10 protein-coding genes are annotated in these 10,318 nt (G+C 69.1%); 4 read left to right on the top strand and 6 right to left on the bottom strand.

Annotated elements, in window-relative coordinates; translation table 11 throughout:
• Positions 1 to 616 precede the first annotated feature (616 nt).
• Positions 617 to 823, top strand: a complete 207-nt coding sequence (locus tag BM051_RS29860) for a lytic polysaccharide monooxygenase (protein ID WP_092530326.1) — start codon at positions 617 to 619, stop codon at positions 821 to 823.
• Here BM051_RS29860 and BM051_RS13095 read toward each other — a convergent pair.
• Complete coding sequence (locus BM051_RS13095) at positions 804 to 1,100, bottom strand: YiaA/YiaB family inner membrane protein (RefSeq protein WP_243859396.1); 297 nt, start codon at positions 1,098 to 1,100, stop codon at positions 804 to 806. The two genes, BM051_RS29860 and BM051_RS13095, sit on opposite strands and share 20 nt — an antisense overlap.
• A 181-nt stretch (positions 1,101 to 1,281) precedes the next feature.
• On the opposite strand from BM051_RS13095, the gene BM051_RS13090 reads away from it, so the two are divergent.
• Positions 1,282 to 1,926, top strand: a complete 645-nt coding sequence (locus BM051_RS13090; protein WP_092530325.1) for a dihydrofolate reductase family protein — start codon at positions 1,282 to 1,284, stop codon at positions 1,924 to 1,926.
• 133 nt (positions 1,927 to 2,059) lie between these two features.
• Here the strand turns inward: BM051_RS13090 and msrA are convergent, their stop codons facing one another.
• A complete protein-coding gene (gene msrA, locus BM051_RS13085) occupies positions 2,060 to 2,725 on the bottom strand; it encodes a peptide-methionine (S)-S-oxide reductase MsrA (RefSeq protein ID WP_092530324.1) in 666 nt (221 codons plus the stop codon).
• Between the two features lie 108 nt (positions 2,726 to 2,833).
• On the opposite strand from msrA, the gene BM051_RS13080 reads away from it, so the two are divergent.
• Positions 2,834 to 3,880 (top strand): hypothetical protein, encoded by a 1,047-nt coding sequence (locus BM051_RS13080; RefSeq protein ID WP_092530323.1) that lies wholly within the window; start codon positions 2,834 to 2,836, stop codon positions 3,878 to 3,880.
• Here BM051_RS13080 and BM051_RS13075 read toward each other — a convergent pair.
• From BM051_RS13075 to BM051_RS13065, 4 genes are all read right to left on the bottom strand, one after another.
• On the bottom strand, positions 3,846 to 5,015 hold the full coding sequence (locus BM051_RS13075; protein ID WP_244894487.1) for an acyltransferase family protein: 1,170 nt from the start codon (positions 5,013 to 5,015) through the stop codon (positions 3,846 to 3,848). The two genes, BM051_RS13080 and BM051_RS13075, sit on opposite strands and share 35 nt — an antisense overlap.
• 104 nt (positions 5,016 to 5,119) lie before the next feature.
• Positions 5,120 to 5,788 carry an acyltransferase family protein gene (locus BM051_RS29855; RefSeq protein ID WP_243859398.1) on the bottom strand — a complete coding sequence of 223 codons (669 nt, stop codon included), beginning with the start codon at positions 5,786 to 5,788 and terminating at the stop codon, positions 5,120 to 5,122.
• 308 nt (positions 5,789 to 6,096) lie between these two features.
• Positions 6,097 to 6,264 (bottom strand): hypothetical protein, encoded by a 168-nt coding sequence (locus BM051_RS29850; RefSeq protein WP_243859400.1) that lies wholly within the window; start codon positions 6,262 to 6,264, stop codon positions 6,097 to 6,099.
• A gap of 27 nt (positions 6,265 to 6,291) precedes the next feature.
• The gene (locus BM051_RS13065; RefSeq protein ID WP_092530322.1) at positions 6,292 to 9,489 is read right to left on the bottom strand and encodes a glycosyltransferase; all 3,198 of its coding nucleotides are present in this window, start codon (positions 9,487 to 9,489) and stop codon (positions 6,292 to 6,294) included.
• A gap of 57 nt (positions 9,490 to 9,546) precedes the next feature.
• Here BM051_RS13065 and BM051_RS13060 point away from each other — a divergent pair, with 57 nt between their 5' ends.
• Positions 9,547 to 10,311 carry a class I SAM-dependent methyltransferase gene (locus tag BM051_RS13060; protein ID WP_092530321.1) on the top strand — a complete coding sequence of 255 codons (765 nt, stop codon included), beginning with the start codon at positions 9,547 to 9,549 and terminating at the stop codon, positions 10,309 to 10,311.
• Positions 10,312 to 10,318: the final 7 nt, after the last annotated feature.

The following is a 10,318-nucleotide window of genomic DNA, read 5'->3' as shown; positions in this document are numbered from 1 at the left end:
GTTCGGGACGATGAGTTCCGCATTAAGGCGGGGCGGCATTTCTTGATCGCTTTGCTCGCTGCGCTCGCTCGCTGGTACCACCTGCGGGGTGGGTTGGGCGCGCTGGGCACGTTTCGTGGTGTGTCACCTTCGGTGTTGGTCGCCTTGGTTCTTCCCCGTCCCCTTCGTCCTTGCCGGCTTTGGCGGGGTGGGGCTCGGGTCCAGGGTGAGCGAAGCGAATCGCGCAGCGACGCCGAAGGCGCCCTTGAGGCGAGCCCCACCCCGTCAGACACTGCCGGCCCCAGAAGGGGAAAGGGACGGTGCACCCCGCCCACCCGCGAGGAGGATGCGCCCGCCCAGCCGCGGGGAGGGTGCGGCCCCGCCCACCCCGGGGGGTGGTGGCCCGCTCCAGCGTATCGCCGCCCGGGGTGCTGGGACGGTGCGCGCGAAATCTGTGGATCCCTTTCGGGGGATGGGGACAACTCCACCCGCCGGCACTCCCGCCAGTTGCAAGAGGTGCAACGGGGATTTGCGGGGAGCGCGCGGGATTGCACCGCTCGGCCCAACGCTTGCGCCGACGTGCGGAAGATCACCGCGTGCTCGTTCCGCCACTTAGTGGTCTACACCAATTCGTGAGGTGGGTGGCACTCACGTCAGCGACCGCGGTCCGATCCAGTGGGAGCCGCAGAGCGTCGAGGGACCGAAGGGCTTCCCGACGCGGGGGCCGCTGGACGGCCGGCTCCGCGCGGCCAACCACCCGGCGTTCGCGCCGCTGGATGACCAGAGCAAGCCGTGGCCGAAGACGAACGTCGTAGCGCACGGTCTCAGGTCGTTTCCACCTTGAAGGGGTCGTGCTCGGCGAGGAACTTCTCCAGCCGGGCCTGGTCGACGCGGCTGACCAGGTTCCGGTCCTCCTGGCGGTCGCGGACGCACTTGGCGAGCGTGAAGGCCGAGGTGACCGTGTAGAGCAGGCCGAGCGCGAAGAACGCCCGCACCCAGCCGTTCACCGGCAGGTATACGATCGCCACGCACACGGCCACCAGGGCGACCCCGAAGGAGATCGCGGCCTGGACGAAGAACGCGGTGGTTCCCGGCGACGCCGGCTTCACTGGCATGTCCATACCGAGCAGCATCGACCACCGGCACCCCGGCCGTCTTGAGTATCGCTACTCAAGCCGAGGTGGGACCACTACGCGACTCCCGGCACCTCGCTGTGACCCAAACCACCAACCGGTGCTGGCCACAGCGATGACTCTGCCCGGCTCGCGCGGTCTTCATCATCGACAGAACAGGAGGAACCACATGAGCCAGCTTCTCAGGGTCCAGAACTTCAACGTCACGCGAGACGGATTCGGTGCCGGCGAGAACCAGAGCCTCGAGCGACCGTTCGGCGACGCCGACCCTGGTGCCATGTTCGCCTGGGCCGGCGCCACGGCGAGCTGGCCGGCGCGCACCGATTCCGGCGGAAGCCGCGGCCTCGACGACTACTTCACGCGCGACTTCACCCGCAACATCGGCGCCGAGATCATGGGGCGCAACAAGTTCGGCCCGCAGCGGGGCCCCTGGCGCGATCACGACTGGCGCGGCTGGTGGGGTGACGAGCCCCCGTTCCACACCCCGGTGTTCGTGCTGACACACCACCCGCGGCCGTCGTTCACCCTTGCCGACACCACGTTCCATTTCGTCGACACCGACCCCGCATCGGTCCTCGATCAGGCGCGGGAGGCCGCGCAGGGCAAGGATGTCCGGCTCGGCGGCGGGGCCACCACCATCCGACAGTTCCTCGACGCCGACCTCGTCGACACCATGCACGTGGCGGTCTCGCCGGTGGAACTCGGATCCGGGTCGCGGCTCTGGGAGTCACCCGACGAGCTGCGTGACCGTTTCCACCTCGAGGTCGTACCCAGCCCGAGCGGTGTGGTGCACCACCTGTTCTGGCGAAAATGATCAGGCCACCGGCCCGGACGGTTCCGCTGCCGCCGGCGTGCTCGGCCGCCCGGCCCCGCGGCCGACTCGGTGCAAAGGGCTCGACGCGGGGAAGGACCGGCGGGTGACGTCAGGGTCGGGCGACGTCCGACCCTCAACCCTGCTCGGTCACACCCAGCCCGACGGGGCAGGAGACGCCCGTGCCGCCCAGGCCGCAGTAGCCGTTCGGCACCTTGTGCAGGTACTGCTGGTGGTACTCCTCGGCGTAGTAGAAGTCCTGCAGCGGGGCGATCTCGGTGGTGATCTGATCGTGCCCGGCGGCTCGCAGCGCCGCCTGGAACGACTCCCGCGAGGCCACGGCCTGCTCGCGCTGCTCCTCGTCGGTCCAGTAGATCGCCGAGCGGTACTGCGAGCCGACGTCGTTGCCCTGCCGCATGCCCTGCGTCGGGTCGTGCCCCTCCCAGAACACCTTCAGCAGCTCCGGGTAACCCAGCTGCTTCGGGTCGAACACCACCAGGACCACCTCGGCATGCCCGGTCCGGCCGGTACACACCTCGTCATAGGTGGGATTCGGGGTGTGGCCGCCGGCGTAGCCGACCGCGGTCGAGTGGACCCCGGGGGTCTGCCAGAACAACCGCTCGGCGCCCCAGAAGCACCCCATCCCGAAGACGGCCGTGCGCATGCCCTCGGGGAACGGTGGCCGGATCCGGCGATCGGGATACACCGCGTGGTACTCGGGAACGCGGAGCGGCTCGTCCCGGCCGGGAAGGGCCTCCTCCGCCGGCACCGGGCGCGTCTTGTCTCGACCCATCCATGACATACCCCAACTGTACGCAGGTCGGCTATTCGTCCACCCCACGTCGGCCGGCGCAATACCCTGTACGGGCGCCGCTGGGGCACACTGGCTTGAGACGAGCGGGGGTCCGCCATGGGTTGGCAGGAAGAGCTGCGCCGACTGGACGCCGAACTGGCCGAGGGGAGCATCACCCACGAGCAGCACCGACGGCTCCGAGACGAGCTCCTCGCGGCGGCTTCGGGCGGCGGGACCGCGTCGCCGGTCGCCCAGCCGCTCCATCGCATCAACTTCGATGGGCCGTGGCGCAGCACCAATCCGGGCTTGGCCCCGCAACCGACCCAGGAACCGCCGCCGGTCGAGTCCACGTCCGCGGCGCTGCTGGCCAGCGGTCGCCCCACCACCGCACCGAGTCCCGCCGACGACCGCCCGACCGAGATCCTGCGCTATCCCCGCCCGTTCCCGCCGCCGGCCGCCGCTCGGCCGCCGCTCGGGCCACCACCACCGGGATTCCACCACCCCGCGGGACCACGACCGTACCCGGCGCCCGGAGGACCCCCATCACCCCAGAACCGCACCAAGCCGACGTGGTTGTTCCTCGCACTCGGGGTGCTGCTCGTCCTCGCGCTCGTCGTCGGAGCCACCTGGTGGCTGAGCAACGGCACCAACGCACCCGACGGTGGCGGTCCCGGCGAGGCGCAGGCCGCCGCGCCGAAACGGCCGGACCTCGAGTCCCGGCTGCCGGCACTGCCCGGCGCGGCCGACGCCAACAGCTCGATCATGTCGGTGGAGAAGGGCGCCGAACTGGACCTCTACCCGATCCAGGCCGTCCCGGTGTTCCAGCAACACGGCGCCACCGAGGTCGCCTACCGCGGTGCGCACGACAGCGAGGACCACGGCTACTTCGTGCTCGCGATGCCCACCTCGAGCCCGGCCGATGCCAGGCAGGTGGTGGACTACCTCTTCCGCGGTGCGCTCTCGGGTGGGTTCACCGCCGAAGCGGATGGTGCGACGGTCACCGGAACCAAGCGTGATCGCCGCATGCGCGGCACGTGGTACGCGTCCGGCGCCGTGGCGGTGACCATCTGGGTCTCCCAGCCCTCCACCGAGGACGAAACCGTCCTGCGGGAACGGTTCGACAACACGGTCACGGCGCTGCGTAACGCTCTGCCGGCTCAGTAGCGCCGGCCTTGACGCGCTCGCCCGGTCCAGCCTCGCGCTCGGTGTTCGTCGGCTTCCGCCGCGGGGTGCGCAGATACCGCCGCCAGCGTTGGGTCGGCTTCTCCACCAGGTTCCACGACAACAGACCCATGCCGTAGGCCAGCGGAATGGCGAGTGCCGTCAGCACCCACGGATCGCGGACACCGGCTTCGGCGAGCACCTGCTGGATCAGAAACCCCCACAGGTAGGTCCCGTAGCTTCCGGCCACCCACTCCCAGCTGCGTTCCCACCTCTTCGGCCAGCGATGCGCCACGGTGACGGCGCCGTAGGCGGCCGCCAGTGCGAGCAGATAGTGCCCCATCGGTTCCGCCCGCAACAACAACCACGCGAACATCAGAGCCGCTGCCAGCGACCACCGAAGCGGAATCCGGTCGCGGAACTCGTAGAGCAGCATGCCCAGCGAGAACGGCATCATGAAATAGGCGGCCGACTCGGTGGGTACCGAGAGAATCGAGCGAACCGACTCGGTCGAGTCCAGGACGAGATTGATGACGATCAGGCCGACGACGACGATCGGCAGCACGATCGAGCGAGAGACCTTCAGCATCGCCAGCAGACCCAGAACGAAGACCAGTGAATAGCCGACGACCTCCAGCGGGAGCGTCCAGATCGCACCGTTGACCGAATACGGATAAGGGTTGGTTTCGAACACTCCGGGTAGCCGATGCTGCAGCAACAGGATCAGCGAGGTGCCGACGAGGTAACGCCAGGTCTGCGGATGTGTCCAGTAGTCGACCTGCGTCCAGGACGTGTACAGCGGGCCCACGACCAGAACGGTCGCCACCGTGACGACGAACAACGGGGGAAGGAGTCGCAGGAGCCGCCGTGCCCAGAACCGCCACCACGACGGGTCCCGGCGCCAACTCGCGCTGATCTGGTATCCACTCATCGCGAACACCACGGCCAAGGCCAACTCGCCGGGAGAGACTTGCCAGGCTCCGGGGAAAATCGTAGCCCCGCGATACCAGGCAAGGCCGGCACTGTGATTGAGAATGACCAGGAAAGCAGCAGCCAACCGCAGCCAGGCGAATCCGAGATTGGGGTTCGCATATGCGCTGTCCCGCACGTTCGGCGAAAGCTGGACGCGACGCATCATGCGCTCCCCGAACACCCCCGGATGGACGATCCCCTGCGCTGGTCAGGCAGCTCAGCTTACGCATCGGCCCCGGTAGCGTCCACCTGTTCCGGGGCAACCGCCGGCTACGTCACTCCTGACGAGATCGGTGGCCGAGTGGCCGTGGTGCGAGCCGGCACCGGTGAGGGCCTGCGGAGGAAGCGCCGCAGCCGCTGTGTCGGCACCTCGACGAAGCGCCACGAGACCAGACCGCAGAGATAGGCGGCCGGCAGGGCGAGCGCGATCAATACCCATTCGTTCCGCACACCCGCCATGATGATCAGCTGCTGCACCGGGAACGCCCAGATGTACATTCCATAACTTCCGTAGACCCACCGCGCCCCTGGATACAACCGCTCCGGCCAGTGATGCGCGAGCACAATGGCGCCGTAGGAGGCCATCACGGCCAGCACGTACCGGTCGGCCACGGTCAGGTGCAGCGGCACCCAGGCGACCGCCAGCAGGCCGGCCACCCATGGCCGGAGCGGGAGCCACCCGCGGTAGAGCCGCATCGCCATCCCCAGCAGGAACGGCACCACGAACGACACCAGTGAGCCGATCGGGACGGACAGCCAGGAACCGGCGTTGCCGGCATACCCGAACGTGGCCTGGCAGAAGCTGTCGAGCACGAAGGCCACGCCGATCAGCGGGAACACGATGAACCGGCTCACACCGAGGGCGAGCACGAGCCCGACGGCCAGGACGAGCGCGTACCCGACGAACTCCATCGGCAGGGTCCACAGGGACCCGTTCACCGAATGTGGGTACGGACTGTCGACGAACACCCCGGCAGGTCGTGTTGCAGCAGGAGCAGCAAGCTACTTCCCACGAGATGGCGCCAGGTCTGCGGATGAGACCAGTACGCCTGGTCGGATTACGTGCTGACCAGTGATCCGATCACGAACACGGTGACCAGCAACACGAATCACAGCGGCGGAAGAATGCGCAACAAACGGCGGGCGCAGTACCGCCACCAGTTCGGATCCCGCTCCCAGCTGTCGGTGATCTGATAGCCGCTCATCGCGAAGAACGCCAGTAGGGCGATATGGCCGGATGACGCGTTTCAGCCTTCCGGAAGAATCGTCAACCGCTCCGGGCGCACGAGCGGCACACTGTGGTCGATCACGACGAGGCTCACGCCGATCAAGCGCAGCCACGCGAAGCCGACGTTGAGGTCGCGGTACGTCCACCGTCCCGACGGCCGCCGCACATCGAGCTGTCCCGCAGCCATTCCCGCGCCCTGCTTCCCGACCTTGGATCAGTCGGCAGTTTCGGCGCACAGATCCAGCAACCTACGCAGTGTCTCCCGCGCCTGTTCCGGGCCGAACTGACGTTCCACGGCGCTCCGTCCGGACTCGGACAACCGGATCCACAGCTCGTCGTCGCCCAGCAACCGGACGATGTGGGAGGCCAATCCCTCGGCGCTGTCGGCGACCAACACGTCCGTCCCGTCGTCGAGGTGCATACCCTCCGTGGCCACGGACGTGGCCACCACCGGCACGCCGTGCGCCAGGCTCTCCCCCACCTTGCCCTTCACCCCGGCGCCGTACCGCAGGGGCGCCACCACCACGCGGGCGTCGCGGTAGCGGGCCGCCAGGTCCGGTACCCACCCGTGGCACCGCACCCCGTCGCGGGCCAGGGCCTGCACCTCCGCCGGAGGGTTACTGCCGACGATGTGCGCCTCGGCCTCCGGGTGGCGCTTCCACACCAACGGCATGACCTCCGTGGCCAACCATGTCGCGGCGTCCCGGTTCGGCAGGTGGTCGAAGCTCCCGACGAACAACACCCCCGAGCGCCCGTCGGGTCGCCGGAGTCCGGCCAACGGCGGGTGCACATTGGACAGCACTTCGACCTTCGCACCGGGAACGAGCTCCCCGAGGACGGCACGCTCGACGTCGGACACGGTGAGTGTCAGGTCGACGGTGCGCACGAGTCCGAGCTCCATCTCACGCAGCACCTCCGCCCGCCGGCGCAGGCTGTCCTCCTCGGCCTTGTCGCCGAGGTCGGCCGCGAGGTCGGCCTGCCTGCCGAGGCGGACGAAGTGCAGGTCGACCGTGTCGTAGGCGACCACACAGTTCGGCGCGTACTGGCGTACCGGCTCCAGCACCTGCCACGCGACCTGCGGCCGCGACAGTATCGCCAGAGTCAGTTCCGGCCCGGCCGAACGGAGAAACTCCAGCTGCCGGCCGGCGTCGGCGACGACGGTGACGCCGATCTGGTGCAGCCACCCCGTGTAGCGCTCCGGCACGGCGTGGTTCATCGGGAAGAGCACCACCCGCTGGTCCATACCCACCAGCAGCTCCAGCAGCCGGGCCATCCGCACCGAGCCCGAGTCCTCGTCGGTGCGTGGCACCTGGTGATCGACGACCAGCACGATCCCGCCCCGATGGCCGGCACGGGTGCGGTGGCGGGCCAGCCAGACGTTGCGCTCACTGGCCTCCGGCCGGTGGTCGGCCAGGTGCCGTGCCCACTTCGCCACGAATGTGGCCCGATTGATCTCCTGGTAGCGCTTCAACCCCGACGAGGTGTCCGTCCCGTTGGAGACGCCCTCGTGGTGCACGACGACGGACGCCGGTTGCACGAGCGTGCGCATCCCGGCGGCACGCACGGCGAACGCGAGATCAGTGTCCTCGTAGTAGGCGGGTGCGTACCGGGCGTCGAAGCCGCCGACGCGATCGAAGACCTCCCGGCGAACGAGGATGGCCGCCCCCGAGCAGTAGTCCACGTCCCGTACCGTCTGGAAATGCGGCTCGTCGGCCGGCTCGCCGCGCCCGTAGTTCCACCCCGTGCCGTCGGACCAGATGATGCCGCCGCACTCCTGGAGCCTGCCGTCGGGATAGACGAGCTTGGCGCCGACGAGCCCGACATCCGGTCGGGTGTCCAGGGTGTCCACCAGGTTGTCGAGCCAGCCCGGCCGCACCTCGGTGTCGTTGTTCAGGAACATCAGCAGCTCTCCGCGCGCATGCTCCGCGCCGAGGTTGCACGCGCCGACGAACCCCAGGTTGCGCGGCGCGCGGACCAGTCGCACGCCCGGGCACCGCGCCACCCGGTCGGCGGCGTCGTCCGGCGAGGCGTCGTCCACGACGACGACCTCGAACGGCGTCGTCGGCAGGTTCGTCTCGATCGATGCCAGGCACCGACGGGTGTACTCCCACTTGCCGTACGTGGGGATGACGACGCTGACGATCGGCTGCTCGCTCGTCGTGACGGCCACCGGGCCGGACGTCTCCGGCGCGGCCGGCGGCACGCCCGCCTGGCGGCCCATCAGGACCTCGTAGGCGTCCCGCCGCCGGGTGCCCCTCGGCGCGACCCGCTCCACCGTCGTGCGATACCTGCCGACCAGTCGCTGGGCGAGCGCGGACTGTTCCGCCCGCAGCTTCGCGTTCTCGGTGGCCAGCTGGTCGATTCCACGACGAAGATCGGCATTGGTCTCCGACAACCACCGCAACCGCGCCGTGTCGTGCTCCGCCTTCCCGGACAACCGCGCCAGCTCCGCGATGACCCGCTCCTGCTCGGCCCGGGCCTGGCGCACCGCACGGTCGCGTTCCGCGGCCGCCGAGGCCACCCGCCGCTCGGCCTCGGCCGTGGCCGACGCGGCACGCTCACGGCTGGCGCGAAGCTCCTCCTCCAGCCGATGCACCACGTCCTGCAGCTGGCGCACCTCCGCCAGCCTGGTCTGCTCGGCCGCCGCCTTGCGCGCCATGGTCATGCCCTCGTCGAGCATCACCGACACTGGCGGGACCTCGACCGGCTCGTCGGAGGCGACACCCAGCAGATAGGTGTGCGGGGCTTGGTCACCGGCCGTCCACTCGTCCGCTGACCGCCGCCGCAGCGTGCGCACCTCGGACCGGCCGCCATGGCCACCGTCGTGGATCAGCGAACCGACGGCCACCGTCTGCCGGAGCAACCGAACGTGTCCGAACCGCGCGGCGAGCAGGTCGCGGAACTCGTCCTCACGCAGTTCGTGGACGTGGTACTGGTTGTCGTTGCCGTGCTCGTGGGTGTAGATCGTGATGTCGGGGGTGCTGCACAGGAACACACCACCTGGCGCCAGCCGGTTGGTCACGAGCTCCATGACCTGGTCCTGCTCGGCGACGTGTTCGATGGCCTCGAAGCAGGTGATGAGGTCGAAGGGGGCCTCACCGGCAAGGGTGTCCGGGTCGGTGATGGAACCGACGTCGAACCTGAGTTTGTCCAGCGGATACCGCTGCCGGGCATGCCGTACCGACTCGGGATCGATGTCGACGCCGAGGACCCGCTCGGCGACCGTGGCGAGCATCGCGCTGCCGTATCCCTCGCCGCTGGCGAGGTCGAGCACGCGCCTACCCTCCGCCAGGCGCAGCGCGAACGCGTACCGGTGGTAGTGCTCGTAGATGACCTGCACGTCGTCGGTCCACGGCACGCACCGTTCACCGGTCCACTCGATGAGCCGCTCACCAGGCTTGTCCGTGCTCATGCCGAGGAGAGTAACGGCTGAGTGCCCATGCTCATGAGCGGACCGGATAATGCCGACATGGACTTCGAGGCGGTCAAGAAGCAGGCGCTGGAGTACCGCGAGGAGCTGCTCGCGACGAAGGCGGCCCTCGCGCCGACCGACTTCGGCTGGTACCCGTACGACACGATGGCCAACGTCTTCCACCTCGACGCCCTGCTGAGCGGCCCGAACCGGGAGGTCCTCGACGAGGTCGCCGGTGGGCCGGTGGCCGACATCGGGGGCGCCGACGGCGACTTCGGCTTCTTCCTCGAGCAGCGGCTCGGCTGCGACGTCGACCTGATCGACCACGGGCCGACGAACTTCAACCAGCTGCGCGGTGCCGAACGTCTCCGGACGGAGCTGGGTTCCCGGCTCGGCATCCACGAGACAGACCTGGACACGCAGTTCCGGCTACCGCGCGATCACTACCGGGCGGTGTTCTTCCTCGGCATCCTCTACCACCTGAAGAACCCGTACTACGTCCTCGAGCTGCTGGCCCGGCACGCCGACCTGTGCTTCCTGTCCACGCGCGTGGCCCAGCTGACGCCAGATCACGGCACCCGCCTGGCCGGGTCGCCGGTGGCCTACCTGGTGCACCCCACGGAGACCAACAACGACCCGACGAACTTCTGGATCTTCTCCACCGCCGGCCTCCACCGGCTCCTGGAGCGCACCGGCTGGGAGGTGGTCGACTTCACCACGGTCGGGTGCACGGAGGACTCCGATCCCGCCAGTCCGGACCGCGACGAGCGCGCCTTCGCGCTGCTGCGCAGCACGCGAAGTGCCGGCGCGGCGACGCGCTAGTCGACTA

The organism is Amycolatopsis arida (assembly GCF_900115565.1).
Lineage (GTDB): Bacteria > Actinomycetota > Actinomycetes > Mycobacteriales > Pseudonocardiaceae > Yuhushiella > Yuhushiella arida.
Note: the sequence above shows the minus strand (reverse complement) of the source record. Positions and strands in the feature narration are given on the sequence as shown.

Coding starts and splice junctions, on each gene's coding strand:
- BM051_RS13095 (WP_243859396.1), bottom strand. CDS start 1,100: ATGGACATGCCAGTGAAGCCGGCGTCGCCGGGAACCACCGCGTTCTTC.
- BM051_RS13090 (WP_092530325.1), top strand. CDS start 1,282: ATGAGCCAGCTTCTCAGGGTCCAGAACTTCAACGTCACGCGAGACGGA.
- msrA (WP_092530324.1), bottom strand. CDS start 2,725: ATGTCATGGATGGGTCGAGACAAGACGCGCCCGGTGCCGGCGGAGGAG.
- BM051_RS13080 (WP_092530323.1), top strand. CDS start 2,834: ATGGGTTGGCAGGAAGAGCTGCGCCGACTGGACGCCGAACTGGCCGAG.
- BM051_RS13075 (WP_244894487.1), bottom strand. CDS start 5,015: ATGATGCGTCGCGTCCAGCTTTCGCCGAACGTGCGGGACAGCGCATAT.
- BM051_RS29850 (WP_243859400.1), bottom strand. CDS start 6,264: ATGGCTGCGGGACAGCTCGATGTGCGGCGGCCGTCGGGACGGTGGACG.
- BM051_RS13065 (WP_092530322.1), bottom strand. CDS start 9,489: ATGAGCACGGACAAGCCTGGTGAGCGGCTCATCGAGTGGACCGGTGAA.
- BM051_RS13060 (WP_092530321.1), top strand. CDS start 9,547: ATGGACTTCGAGGCGGTCAAGAAGCAGGCGCTGGAGTACCGCGAGGAG.